The following is a 13657-nucleotide window of genomic DNA, read 5'->3' as shown; positions in this document are numbered from 1 at the left end:
ATTATACAATTATAATAAATTTAATACCATGGACTTTAGTATTATTTCTGTGTATAATGATAAAAGAAAATTGGAAAATTTTCTGGAAAGAGGGTTAGATCAACAAGAATACAGGAGTTTTGAGAGGATTTTCATTGATAATCGAGAGGGTGTATATGACTCGGCTGCTGCTGCACTTAATGCAGGTGCAACAAAAGCAAGTGGAGACTACTATTTCTTTATTCACCAAGATGTTAAACTTCCGCCGTCCTATCTTTCTAAGGTTCGTCAGCATTTGAATACCATCGATGACTTAGGCGTCGCTGGTGCTGCTGGAGTTCGAGAGACGGGCGAATGTAGCGCCGAAGGCGTGAATGTAATCCATCATGGTGAATCCCAACGTAAATGGGAGCGTGGAATGCCAATTTTAGACCCAACAGAAGTTGATTCTCTTGACGAACTGTTATTGATTGTTCCCAATGATGTTTTCAACGAAGAACCATTTTCACCATCGCTTTGCCCCGGCTGGCATCTCTATGGAGTTGAATATTCATTAAGGATGAAACGCCTCGGAAAGAGTGTAGTAGTTTTGCCTATAGATCTTTGGCATCAATCAGACGGGGGTTGGCGGGGAATAAGTCACGATAAGACACTTTTGAGATTGATCCAAGAATATTCAGAGTGCGATTGTATCCATACGACTGGCGGGTCGTGGCCAGCAACGAAAAAATATGGCCTATGGCGAGTTGTAGAGAATAAAGTCCAATCCTCATTAATTAGATATTTTATAATTTCATGGAGCATGCATGGACTTACTAGAACAATAAAAAAGATTGTGAGAAAACTAATAAGGAGGTGACATACCGCGCCTAAAATAATATGGTTGGAAAATTTTGATTCTATTTATGATTTTCAATTGCATCAGTGATGATCTCTTCCAACACCGGTTCATAAGCATCATAACTGTACTCTTCAACACACCGTTCTCTTGCTTTTCGACCAAGCTCCTCTCGAAGCGCCGGGTTTTCGTGAAGTCTCGTAATCTCTTCGGCGATAGCGTCACTTGAGTCTGGCTCAACGACGATACCACATCCCTCCAGTATCTTTGGGATGTCAGAGACGTTCGTTCCAATGATTGGTTTTCCCATAGCCATCGCATCGAAGAGTTTCGCTGGAAGCTGTCCACGGGTAGCCTGAGATCGCTTCTGTGGAATCGTAATGATATCTGCAGCTGCGACCCACTTTGGAATCAGATCGAACGGCTGGGGACCGACAAATATGACACGGTCTCCCGCTAGTTTGCGGAGATACCGGGCGTACTGGGAGTCTTGAACACCAACGATAACGCCGATGATCTGGCCGTTTTCTATACTGTTGATAGCGCGAATCAGATCGTCTACCCCCTTGTGCTCTCTCGGTGTCCCGCTAAACATAACGATCGTCTTCTCTTGTGGGAGACCAAACTCGTCGCGAATCGCTTCCTTGTCAAATTTTTCTGGGTCAAATGTATCAGTATCTCTCACGTGAGGAACGACCGTCCCTCCGAATTTATCTTGAAGAAATGTGTTCGAAACGATCAACTCATCAGCACGGTTTGAGATTTTCTCGAGTAACTGAATGTAGTATCCTTTATTAACATTGTTTAGTTGACTTATTTTTTTGACATGAGATTTGAGACGACTATCAGTATGCATTAGACCCGTATCCCAATCATCGATATCAAGTATGACTGGGGTTCCATCTCGATACCGCTTAATCAAGGCAAGCCCGTAGCTCGTAGTTCGTGGTTTGCATGCCACGATAACATCCCCAGTAAGTTGATCAGTGACGGAAGCCGCTCGTCGTGGGAACTCTGCTATACTAGCGGTCGTACCAAGCCTTTTGTAGTCCCACTTATCTTCAAGCGGTTCCCAGACGCCCTGACCATAGTCAATCCCGGCAATTTCTACTTCGTGATTGCGATCTAAAACTTCTGTTAAGAGATGAGCACGTCCGAGACTATTACTCGTGAGGTTTCGGCAGAGGACTGAAATACGCACAATTGTACTGGTCACTCTTGTCAAATATAGATTATGGTAGTATTAGGCTCTATCCGCAAATGGTTTCCTTTGGGAGATTTTCTATTCTCCTGAAATGGAGAAACGGTCTAAACGCGCTTTAAAAATCATTCGAGATGAAGGGCCCAGGTCCCTTCTGGTGGCATCGGTACGCCATTTAATCCCTCCCGAAACACGGATTCGGCTCAAAGCACAGTATTACCGACTTTGAGGGCACCGTGGCTTTGGCGACCCCACGAGGTTACTTGACGTCCCTGTAGAACAACTTACGCATCGGATATCCCAGTCGTGGCTCGAAACCACCCTACCGGAAGAAACCAGTATTATTGGAGGAACCTAGGATCGAAAAGCTAGACCGTTTGAGGAAAGTCCCAAGTACAAATATATTTTGCAATACCATGATAATGCGGTGAATAATGAGGATGCCCAGTCTCCTAATGTTAACTGGGACGTGTCTGAAAACCATCTCGCGGACTTTGAACGGCTTTATCAGAACATCCAGTCGAATGGCTATCAGCCCCAATCCGAGTTAGAAGGGGATGAGAATGTATTGGATAATATATATTTATTAATTGGCAGAGAGGGGGAGCTGACTGTGGAACGTGGATATCATCGCGTGGCTATCGCAAAGACCATCGGATTGAATGTCGTGCCTGTGTATGTTCGGGCCCGACACGAGAAGTGGCAAACTCTCAGAGACGAGGCCTGGGACGCCGGATCAAAAGACGAGCTAAGCCATGATGTCTGCCAACACATTGATCATCCCGACATCGCTGCAGCGCTACGTCGGTCCAAGTAATTACAGTATCTTTAACAGTTTTCCATACCCCAGCTGTTATAGATGAGGTCCAACTCTCCAGATATCTCGATAATTATTCCCGTCTACAACAATGAGGAAGGTCTCGATCAGTTGTTGAAATCGATCGCAAAGCAGACTCTCCAAGATGATACGTTCGAAACGATTGTCGTTGACAACGGCTCAACTGACCGGACACCGGAGGTAGCGAGGAATCACTCTGTTACTCTTGTGTTTGAGCGGGAGGTTCAGAGTTCGTACGCCGCTCGTAACAGAGGGTTAGAGGAGGCATCAGGAAACTATATCGCCTTCATTGATTCCGACTGCATCCCCGAACCAGATTGGCTGCAAACAGGCGTGGAACCGCTGGTGAACGAGGAAGCCGATCTCGTAGCGGGGCGAGTTGAATTTCTCCCAACCGATCCGTCCAACCGAAGCCTTGCAGAGCTTTACGACTCTGTGTCGCACCTCAGGACGAAACAGGCAGTCGCCAGCGGAAATGCTCCGACAGCGAACCTGTTTTGTCGACAGGAGATAATCGAATCCATCGGCCCGTTCCAGACCGACATCATCTCAGGTGGAGACACGGAATGGACATCGGCGGCGACAGACGCTGGCTTCCGATTGGACTACGCTCCCGAAGCAACAGTGTACCACCCCGCCCGCGAATTCCGGAGTCTACTCCGGAAGAATCATCGAATCGGTATGGGTGGCGTCCAGCGTGGACGAGTCCCATCCGTCCTCGGGTGGGGGAGGATGTTGTTCCCACGAGGTCCAAGTGAGATGAGGGCCCGGCTCCAGAGCGAAGAAATTGGAGTGACGTGGAGGCGGATTCTTGGGCTCTTTCTAGTTGATTGGGCAGCCAACTTCGCTCGTGCATCCGGTGTGACTAAGCAGTACATCTACGAAAAACTCCAAAGTTAGGATGAAGGCCTTACTGATGTCACTGACTATTGCTCAGAAGATAACCAACCAAATCATCAGCTTAGTGGGAACTCTTCTCGCCACTATTAAATAATCTCAATGACTGGTGCCAGTATGGCAATATCCTACCCATCATCTAGTCGGATCTGCTTGTTTGTCTACTCCTTCACCGGCGGAGGTGCAGAAAAGATGATGGTCAACGTCGCCAACGAACTGCACGCTCGCGAGTACCAGGTCGAACTTGTGCTGGTAGATGCTACTGGACCGTACAAGTCGCTGGTTGACCCAGAAATCGACGTTTCCGAAATTGGGGGATCCAACACTATCGAGATTCAATATAACCTCTGGAAGTACCTCCGTAACAACGAGACAGATGTTCTTCTTTCTACGATGGAGATTCCAAATATCGTCTCCGTGGTCGCAACTCGCCCACTCTCAATTCCTGTCGTCCTCAGAATCGCGAATATAAACTCAATGAAAGAACGACATGGCAAATACCAACTCATCCCTATACTTAAACGACTCACCTATTCATATGCCGAGTCAATCGTCACGATTTCCGATGGTGTGGCCCATGACCTAGCGGGTATAACCGATATTGATGAAACACGGATGCGAACCATCTACAATTCGGCATTCGATCCCGAGATTCCAGAAAACTCTCGCGAACCAGTTGACCACGAATGGTTGAACGACGACGACAAAAACGTCGTTATCGGCGTCGGAAGTCTGAAACCACAGAAAGACTTCTCGACGCTTCTCGACGCAATACATCAAATAGAAAATGACAACTCCCATCTGATCATTCTGGGTAAAGGAGATCTGAAGCAAGACCTCGTGCAGCAAGCGAACGAGCTCGGAATCCGCGACCGGATCTCGTTCCCTGGCTTCGTCGACAATCCCTATGCCTACATGGCGAAAGCGGACGTGTTCGCTCTCTCCTCAGCGTGGGAAGGATTTGGGAACGTCATCGTCGAGGCGATGGCCTGTGAAACACCGGTTGTCTGCACCGACTGTCCAGGTGGGCCTGCTGAGATTCTGGACGACGGCACATACGGTCCCCTCGTCCCTGTCGGTGACGACGCAGCGATGGCAGAAGCGATCCAGGAGATGCTTGACGATCCGACAGACACCGAGCCACTCGTTTCGCGGGCACAGGACTTTACGATCGAAAAGATAGTCGATCAGTACGAGGAAGAGCTACTTTCAGTCGCGAAGGATTAACCAGCGACCTCCCGCAGCACCTGTGTCCATTTCGGTTCGGTCACAGTCAGACAGTACTCCGTCTCCACGCGTTCCCGGCCGCGCTCACCCATCCGTTGTGCTAGCTCCCAGTCGTCACAGAGTGCCATTAGTCCCTCAGTCCACTCCTCGAGTGACTCGGCGTGTAATCCGTTCATATCTTCTTCGGCTATCTCGGCGCTCACTCCCACAGGTGACGCAACCACGGGCTTCCCACACGCCATATACTGGATCAGCTTGAACCCGCATTTCCCACGTTCCCACGGCGTATCCACCAGCGGCATGATCCCCACGTCGAACTCGGCGATGTCCTCAACTTCGGTCTCTTCGGACCACTCCCGAACCTCGAGTGGAACACCGGGCAACTCCACCGCACCCGATCCCACGAGGACGACGCGGGCATCGCGTCGATCACAGACCGCCCGAAGCGCAGGCGAGATCGCCTCGACGTACTGGGCGGTCGTCGGCGAGCCGATCCAGCCGATCGTGAACGGCCCATCCTCGCTCGGCGGGACGTGGGGATATTTCTCGAGGTCAATCACCGTCGGTACGATCTCCACCCGGGAGGCCCCCGCCTTGCGCGCCCTCGAGGCCAGGTACTCGTTGCCGGCGACGGCGGCGTCGGCCTCGCGCATTACGACGTCAATCTTTGTTCCGAGCAGCGTCCGCACCAGCGGGTTCCCGGATCGGTCGTAGTTGTGGAAGATCGCGTCGTCGTAGTCGACGATATACGGCGTCTCGAGTCGCCCGAGCAGCCGTTCGAACAGCGCCGGCGCGTACGGCAGCAGTTCCTTCTCGAGGACGATCACGTCGTACTCACGCACGGTCAACAGATCACGAAGCCGTCGGAGGTAACTCCGGACGACGCCCGCCAGCGGCCGCTCGCCCGTTTCGTACAGCGTCTCGAGGTACGCGTTCGAGAACAGCGGCGCGTGCGAACAGTTGATCCCGGCCTCCTCGAGGTGCGGGAAGTACTGTAGCGAGCGGTAGCGGCTGCTTGCGCCCTTGCGGTCGTACTTCGTCAGGAACAGCGCGTCGAGCTCACCCATCGTCGACCACCGTCCGGTAGATCTCGTCGTAGGCCTGGACGCCACGCTCGAGGGAGTAGTACGATTCGGCGACCTGTCGACACCGTGCTGCGGTCGCGGGCGTAGTACTGAGGTCGACCAGTCGTTCGACTGCCTCTCGTTTCTCCTCGGGATCGAACGAATCCAGCGCGACGCCGACGCCGTTGTCCTCGAGGATCGACTCGACGTCACCGACAGCCGCGTTACTCAGGCACGGGAGACCACACGCCAGGAACTCGCCCATCTTCGTCGGCGAGGTCCCCTTCTTTGAAAAGGTCGGCGTATAAAAGAAGATCCCCGCGTCCATCCGGTTCATTTCAGCAGGGACTTCGTCGTGTTCGACGGCTTTCAGCGTCACGGCTGATTCGTCGATATCGAATTCCGCGAGCCGATCGTACACGTAGTCGTGATCGCCCTGATTGAGGATCTTCAGCCGGCTGTCAGGCCGTAGCTCCCGGAGGAGTTCGAAACACTCGAGGACATCGTCGAACAGATACCACGTCCCAACCGAACCCACGTACCCGAGGACGAACTCCTCCTCGCGGTGTTCGGGCTGGGGCGTGAACAGCTCGAGGTCGGCACAGGTCGGGATCATCTCGAACCGCGTCTCCGTGGTGTCGACGTGGTCAAACGCCTGCATCGCGTCGATGCCGGCCTCAGTCAGTGAGACGACCACATCAGCGTGGGTCAGAAACTGTGTCTCGAACCATTTCGCTGTCCGATACAGTCGTCCCCCTTCGTCCCACATTCCGCCGTCGACGCGTTCGTCAGCCCAGAAGCCGCGCATGTCGAAGACGAACTGCGTTCCGAAGAGTCGCTTGCACAGCAATCCGAGAACCGACGGCACGTAACTACGCGTGTGAACGACATCGATGTCGTTGCGCCTGACCGCTCGTACACTGACAGCAAACCCGACGGCGAGATCCAAAACCGTGGCCGGTAGCGACGGCGACCGATGATACCGCAACGGATGCCACTCGATCCCGGCAGCTTCGACCTCCTTACGAAGGGCCTCGAAGCGCTCGGTATTCTCGAGATCCTCCGAGTTCTCGTACGTGATCAATGTGATCCCGTGGTGGTCGGCGAGTTGGTCCAGATAGCGATAGACCTGGGACTGTCCGAGCGGTTCCAGCAGTCCCGTATATGAGATATACAAGATCTCAACCGATTTCTCCTGTGCCATCGTTCGGTACGTAACCTCATCTCGACTACTGATATAAATCAGTATATATACGTGGCAGACCAGACATGTTTTCAAGTGAAAAAATAATTAAATGAGAAATAGGAGTATTACAAAACAGATGTCGAAACTCACAAACAGAAAATATATATATATAGAACATGTGAAATAGACTCAACTGTGTCGAAAGGAGTTCTGTATGTTGGTACTGGTGAACGGTTTTTCGATGAAGCTGTCGAATCAGCGGAGTCGTTACGCGAAACGAATGACTTTCCTGCCTCTATCCTTACTACTCCAAAATTAAAAGACAAAAAAGAGACAAGTCTGTTTGATGATGTCATAACGATTGATGCTTACGATGACCTTCGTGACAAAATATATAATCTAAACAAGACACCGTACGATAAGACACTATATCTAGACGGAGATACATTAATACTAGGTGATATTTCACCTGTCTTTGATTTACTGGATCGAGTTGAAATTGCTGCTGCATTTGCAACAGGCAGAGACATAATCGGTACAGAAGAGATTCCGGATGCCTTGCCGGAACTGAACACCGGGGTAGTCGCGTATAAATCAGCTTCTGATAATGTGGATAACTTTTTTTCGCTATGGAAAGAATTACAGATAGATCAGATCAAAAATGGGAATTTGGAAGAGTTGACAAGTTTTGGGAACTTATACGGACAAACAACTTTTCGAGAAGCCCTGTACAGATCCGATGTCGCATTTTCCATTCTTCCGCCAGAATATAACTTTGGGACCTTTGGACGCGGTTTCGCTAAATATGAGGTGAAAATTCTCCATGCAACCAACCGAAAATGGTTAGAACCGATAATTAATGAAGAACTCGGAGACCGTGCTGTAGTTGGGAATTACATTCGGTATCCATACAAAGGAAAAAAGAAAAGATTTAGAGGATTACCTGTAATTGATATATTTGAGAAAAAATTACCTGTGAAACCCATAACTGATAGACTTGGTGTTACCAAACAATTAAGAAATGCTCGAGATGAACTGAGTGAATTATACGCTTCCCACCGGTAGGGTTAAATTCAAATATGGGTCCTTCGGCATTATGTCATGACTCCATCCATCTTTTTCGAATACTTTAAAAAAGTTGTCTGGTGTCATTAATCGTGGTTATGATTATTTGAGCAGTTCGAATAACGCCGAATAGTATAGCGTTTTGTGATAGTCATCCAACAGTGTCGACGTAGGATGAATCGTGCACACTAAGCTGGCCAGACGTAGTTATTCAGAGAGATATTGCGCCTCCCAGAGAATTCCATACTCCTTGATTAATTAACGAAATCCAAATGTTCATATGGTTGGTTCTTTCCAGTAGTATCATAATGATGTCGTGGGACCAGAAAACCCTTGGATCAATTACAGTGTTAATTCTCGCCTTTATTATCCGACTCTGCGGGATTGTAGTAACCAACCTCACTAACCTGAACCCTGATCATGGGTCAGATACGGTAGGGTATGCAAAGAGGGCAGAACGGATTGCAACCGGTGAAATCCCGGTAATTGAAGCCTTAACTTCATTAGGTGCTTACGAAACATGGGGTGTATTTCTTTCCCCGTTCTGGCTTCTGCCAGGGCCGAGTGAAATCTATGCACAGCTCTTTACGGCTGCTCTGGGCGCATTAGCTGTCTACAACGTCTATCTAATTGCTGCTCATTACCACTCCCCGACTGCTGGGTTGCTTGCAGCTATACCACTGCTCATCTTCCCCAGTTTTGTCGCGATCCAATCAACCATTCTTCGCGATACGGCAATTATAGTTGGTCTTACGACATCGGTTAGACTGGTAATCATCCCCGGACAAGGGCATCCAACAGTCCGAGTTGGTGTCGCACTCTTAGCAGTTGGGTTTGCTGGAATCCTACGTTTTGAGAATTCACCGGTGTACGCGGCGACGCTTGCCGTCGGTATGGCCTTTTATATCGTCCAATGGCGGCGAGAATGTGCCGCCCTGATCGTCGCGGCAGTCCCCGCTTCGTACTACCTATACTTCAACTACCTGCTAGATTTTTTTGTCGATACGATTTATCGTGGTCATAGAGGTAATGAGGGGTTCCTGGACTTCATCATTTTCTCCCGTGCGGCTCGAATCCGAGAACAGGAACGGGGTGCACGAACAGGCTATCTCATCGACCACCTTCCGGAGACACTCACGGGCGTGGTCGCGTTCGCCCCAGTCGGCGCAATCTACTTCCTGTACGTCCCGTTTCCCTGGATGGTCGAGACGCCGATCGATCTGATCGTCTCGCTCGAGGGACTCGTCGCGATGGCTTACACCGTTTTCGCCGCCTTCGGCGTCTGGTACATGCGAAAGCGGCAGCTGCCAGCGACCGTCGCGCTCATCGCCGGATTCCTCACGTTCGTCGTGATTTACGGCTTCATCAGCGTCAACGTGGGCACGTCGGTCCGACAACGCCAACCGATCATCTGGGTCCTGTTCCTCTTCGGTGGGATTGGCCTCGCCGAACGGTTCGAGGGCCAACTCGAGGCAGCGACTGATCGACTCCGAGACGAGTACACTACTCGCGTAGCCCCACTCTACGCTCGAGAAGAAGCAAACGAACCTACACCGACTAAGTCAGATACCGTCGAGGAAGCTGACGAACTCGATCTCTCCGAGTATAAACAGTTCCCTCGAAACGAGCGAAAGTAGCTTCGGTCACCGACCGAACTGCTTCGACGAGATCCACACGCAGCGCGGTCAGCCATCAGAGCCGCCGTTCACGCGGTCGGCGACGTATTCTCAACCTCTTCCTGCTGCAGAGCCTCCACCGTCCGTTCGAGGCCCTCTCGGAACTGGACGGTCGGTTCGTAGCCGAAGTCCGCACGCGCCTTGTCAATATCGGCGTGAGAGTGTTTGACGTCACCAGGCCGTGGATCGTCGTAGCGCGGTTCGATATCGGTTCCGAGTACGTCGTTCAGTTCGTCGACGAGTTCGTTCACCGTCACTCGGCCGCCACAGGCCACGTTGTACATCTCGCCGCCGACGTCGCTCGTTGCGGCCTTGTAGTTTGCCTGAAGGACGTTCTCGATGTAGGTGAAGTCACGCGACTGTTCGCCATCGCCGTAGATCGTCGGTCGCTCACCGTTGAGCATCAGTCGAGCGAACTTCGGCACGACGGCTGCGTAATCGCTCTCGGGATCCTGACGCGGCCCGAAGACATTGAAGTAGCGCAGTGCCACCGTATCGAGGTCATAAAAGTCCGAGAACTGCATCGCGAGCTCTTCGGTCCAGTATTTTGTGAGCGCGTACGGTGACTCGGGATTGACGGGCTGATCTTCGCGCTTCGGGAGGTTGCCACTGGAGCCGTAGATCGACGACGAGGCTGCGACGACGACCCGCTCGACGTCTGCATCCCGCGCGGCGAGCAAGAGTTCACTCGTCCCGATGCAGTTCGCCTCGATCGACAGCCGCGGCTTATCGATGCTGCGTGGCACCGATGGCACGGCTGCCTGATGGAAGACGTAGTCGACACCGTCCAGAACGTCCGCCAGCTCGTCGGTCGCCAGGTCGCGTTCGTACAATTCGAACTCGTCGTCGGTAACGCCCTCGAGGTTTTGTCGGCGTCCAGTCTCGAAGTTGTCGACGCCACGGACGTTGTGGCCCTCATCAAGGAGTTTTCGTACGAGATTCGAGCCGATAAATCCAGCAGCACCTGTCACCAAAGATGTGGTCATAACCCTGAGTCTTAATCGGAGATATATAAGTTATGTGGCTTGTGTCTGACGACCAACTCACCAGGTCGCGAGAACGACAGAAGTCGTGGTTCCCGAGCAGTAAAACGCGTCCGTGTGGCGGCGACAATCCCTGTTCAGCGCGTAATCAACCCATCTTTTGACAGCGATTTCCCGACGCCAGTTGCAGATTTCTACGAGCCCTGTGGCACCGACTTCGATCGGTCCGTTGTCATACGTTCGTCTGCAGTTGTGCCGTCGTCTGCTGTCACGTCTGTTGTGGGTTCCTCGGCGATGTCCGTCTAAAGTAGTTCCTGGTACACCGCTTCGAGATCGGCGAGCATCTGCTCGTCCGAGAATCGCGTGACACGTTCCCGACCTGCTGCACCGAACGCCTGCCGACGCTCACGCGACGCAATTAACTCCTCGAGGCGGCTGGCAAGCGCCGTCTCGTCTCCGGGCTGGATCAGATAACCGGAGTCGCCGTCGGCAACCTGCTCGGGGATACCAGCAATGTCAGTCGCGACAACGGGGAGGCCGCTGGCCATCGCCTCCGTAATAACACGCGGCGTCCCCTCGCGATAGGAGGGGAGCACGAACACGTCACAGGCGGCCATGATCGCCGGCACGTCCGACCGATACCCTAACAGCGACACAGTCTCCTCAAATCCACGCCGCGCAATTTCGCGTTCGAGGAATGCTCGTTGTGGACCATCTCCGACCAAGTAGACCGACACCGCTTCAGCAGGAAGTTGCTCGAGGGCCTCGAGCAAGACGTCGAACCCTTTTCCGTCGGCCAGCCGGCCAACCATCAGGATACGAACACCGTCGCCATCGATGTCTACGGCGGGCTCAACGTCACGGAACTGCTCGAGGTCGATGCCGCTGTAGACGGTCGTATACTGCTCGAGTTGGCCGATACCCCGTCGCAGATAATCGTCGGCGATCGCGTCAGCGTTCGTTACGATACGATCGGTTCGCGGCGCGGCGGCTCGCTCACAGGCCAGAATAAATCTCTCCAACAGATCGTTCCGGTCGTCGGCAAACGGCACGCCATGCACGGTATGAACGACCGCTGGCGTCCCGGCGAGTGCCGCAGCGAACCGACCGATGATTCCCGCCTCAGTACTGTGGGTATGGACGAGGTCGAACTCGTGTTTTCGGAGGTACCGGGCGACAGCCAGCACGGCCGGAACGGTCGTCACTGGATTGTAATGGCGGATCGTCCGAAACCGTTGGGTCCGAATCCCATCCTGCTCGAGTGCCGCAACCTGATCGGGATCAGCTTCAGCACCGTAGCCGACGGTGAACTCGTAACCCTCGAGCCCCTGGACGGTTGCGATCGTCTTCGCTTCTGCGCCGCCTTTGAGTAACCGGGTAATCAGATGAAAGACACGCGGTGTCTCCGTCATAATCACAGCCGGTGGACGTGTTCAGCGTCGGCATACGCTGCAGTTGCGTTGCGCGTGTCGAACACCGCTGTGGACTGTTCGACGATTCGGTCAATCGCAAACTGGCTGTGGTCCGTTGTGATGAGGACACAGTCCTGTGCAGCCAGCGCCTCGTCCGTGAGTTGCTTGGACGTGTACTGTTGGTCACCGATCTGAACCTCACCCACATGTGGATCGTGATACTCGACGGAGACACCACGGTCCTCGAGCAGCGTGATGATGTCCAATGCGGGCGACTCACGGGTGTCTGATACGTCCGCCTTGTATGCGACTCCGAGAACCAGAACGTTTGCGTCAATCGACGCGGTCCCGTTCTGATTGAGAACGTCGACGACACGATTGACGACGTATTCAGGCATCCCGCGGTTAACCTGATCGGCCAGATCGATAAACCGCGTCTCGATCCCTTGCTGGTTGGCCTTCCAGGAGAGATACTGTGGATCGACCGGGATACAGTGTCCACCCAGGCCAGGACCAGGGTAAAACGGCATGAATCCGAACGGTTTCGTTGCGGCCGCATCGACGACGTTCCAAATATCGGCATCCAACTGGTCGGCGATCATCGCGAGTTCGTTGATGAGCCCGATGTTGATTCCACGGAACGTGTTCTCGAGGAGCTTTACCAACTCGGCCTCAGTACTGTTATCTACACGGACGAGTTTGTCAAAGACCGGCCCATAGAGGGCTTCAGCACGGTCACCGCAGGCAGGCGTGACGCCGCCGATCACTTTCGGAATGTTTGTCACACCATACTGTTCGTTGCCCGGGTCAATTCGCTCCGGGGAGAACGCAACGAAGGCATCCTCACCGATCGTCCGTCCGTTATCGGCGAGTGTCTCAGCGACGATCTCTTCGGTCGCTTGGGGGTACACCGTGCTCTCGAGAACGACCGTACACTCTTTGGGCAGTGTTTCGCTGAGCCGTTCGGTCGCTTGGACGACATAAGAGATATCCGGCTGACCGGATTTCCGGAGCGGCGTCGGAACACAGAGAGAAACACCCGTTACATCTTTCAGGTCTGCATACTCGGTCGTCGGCTGAAATCCATCATCGAGAGCGCCCGTAACGGCTTGATCCGAGACATCGCTAACATAAGATTCGCCGTCTTCGAGCATGCGCACTTTTTCGGGGTCGACGTCAACGCCGATGACCTCGTACCCGGCGTCGGTCATCGCCAACGCAAGCGGAAGGCCGACGTATCCGAGTCCAACGATGCCAACTGTCGTATCTGTTGTCGTATAAGTCATTTTTA

12 protein-coding genes are annotated in these 13657 nt (G+C 52.7%); 6 read left to right on the top strand and 6 right to left on the bottom strand.

Features of this window, described 5'->3' with window-relative positions:
• Window positions 1-28: 28 nt before the first annotated feature.
• Window positions 29-838, top strand: coding sequence for a glycosyltransferase family 2 protein (locus BW940_RS14615; RefSeq protein ID WP_076609954.1), 810 nt, complete (start codon window positions 29-31; stop codon window positions 836-838).
• A gap of 40 nt (window positions 839-878) precedes the next feature.
• Here the strand turns inward: BW940_RS14615 and BW940_RS14610 are convergent, their stop codons facing one another.
• Window positions 879-2018, bottom strand: coding sequence for a glycosyltransferase family 4 protein (locus BW940_RS14610; RefSeq protein WP_143823909.1), 1140 nt, complete (start codon window positions 2016-2018; stop codon window positions 879-881).
• 427 nt (window positions 2019-2445) lie between these two features.
• Between BW940_RS14610 and BW940_RS14605 the strand changes: the two genes are divergently transcribed.
• From BW940_RS14605 to BW940_RS14595, 3 genes are all read left to right on the top strand, one after another.
• Complete coding sequence (locus BW940_RS14605; protein ID WP_076609953.1) at window positions 2446-2835, top strand: hypothetical protein; 390 nt, start codon at window positions 2446-2448, stop codon at window positions 2833-2835.
• 42 nt (window positions 2836-2877) lie between these two features.
• Complete coding sequence (locus tag BW940_RS14600) at window positions 2878-3756, top strand: glycosyltransferase family 2 protein (protein WP_076609952.1); 879 nt, start codon at window positions 2878-2880, stop codon at window positions 3754-3756.
• Between the two features lie 114 nt (window positions 3757-3870).
• Window positions 3871-4980 (top strand): glycosyltransferase, encoded by a 1110-nt coding sequence (locus tag BW940_RS14595; RefSeq protein WP_076609951.1) that lies wholly within the window; start codon window positions 3871-3873, stop codon window positions 4978-4980.
• Here BW940_RS14595 and BW940_RS14590 read toward each other — a convergent pair.
• The gene (locus BW940_RS14590; protein ID WP_076609950.1) at window positions 4977-6047 is read right to left on the bottom strand and encodes a glycosyltransferase; all 1071 of its coding nucleotides are present in this window, start codon (window positions 6045-6047) and stop codon (window positions 4977-4979) included. The genes BW940_RS14595 and BW940_RS14590 overlap by 4 nt on opposite strands.
• Complete coding sequence (locus tag BW940_RS14585; RefSeq protein ID WP_235847817.1) at window positions 6040-7248, bottom strand: glycosyltransferase family 4 protein; 1209 nt, start codon at window positions 7246-7248, stop codon at window positions 6040-6042. Before BW940_RS14585 ends, BW940_RS14590 begins: the two co-directional genes overlap by 8 nt.
• Before the next feature lie 177 nt (window positions 7249-7425).
• On the opposite strand from BW940_RS14585, the gene BW940_RS21100 reads away from it, so the two are divergent.
• Both BW940_RS21100 and BW940_RS14580 read left to right on the top strand, forming a co-directional pair.
• Window positions 7426-8295 (top strand): glycosyltransferase family protein, encoded by an 870-nt coding sequence (locus tag BW940_RS21100; RefSeq protein WP_143823908.1) that lies wholly within the window; start codon window positions 7426-7428, stop codon window positions 8293-8295.
• 866 nt (window positions 8296-9161) lie between these two features.
• Window positions 9162-9932, top strand: a complete 771-nt coding sequence (locus BW940_RS14580) for a hypothetical protein (RefSeq protein WP_076609949.1) — start codon at window positions 9162-9164, stop codon at window positions 9930-9932.
• Window positions 9933-10000: 68 nt separating this feature from the next.
• Here BW940_RS14580 and BW940_RS14575 read toward each other — a convergent pair whose 3' ends face one another.
• The 3 genes from BW940_RS14575 to BW940_RS14565 all read right to left on the bottom strand — a co-directional run bounded on the left by BW940_RS14575 (window position 10001) and on the right by BW940_RS14565 (window position 13652).
• Window positions 10001-10957: an SDR family oxidoreductase gene (locus BW940_RS14575; RefSeq protein ID WP_076609948.1), complete on the bottom strand. Its 957-nt coding sequence runs from the start codon at window positions 10955-10957 to the stop codon at window positions 10001-10003.
• 299 nt (window positions 10958-11256) lie between these two features.
• Window positions 11257-12366, bottom strand: coding sequence for a glycosyltransferase family 4 protein (locus BW940_RS14570; RefSeq protein ID WP_076609947.1), 1110 nt, complete (start codon window positions 12364-12366; stop codon window positions 11257-11259).
• A 2-nt stretch (window positions 12367-12368) separates the two neighbouring features.
• Window positions 12369-13652, bottom strand: coding sequence for a nucleotide sugar dehydrogenase (locus BW940_RS14565; protein ID WP_076609946.1), 1284 nt, complete (start codon window positions 13650-13652; stop codon window positions 12369-12371).
• Window positions 13653-13657: the final 5 nt, after the last annotated feature.

The organism is Natronorubrum thiooxidans (genome assembly GCF_900156475.1).
GTDB classification, from domain to species: Archaea; Halobacteriota; Halobacteria; order Halobacteriales; family Natrialbaceae; genus Natronorubrum; species Natronorubrum thiooxidans.
This window is presented reverse-complemented; position numbering and strand designations above follow the sequence as displayed.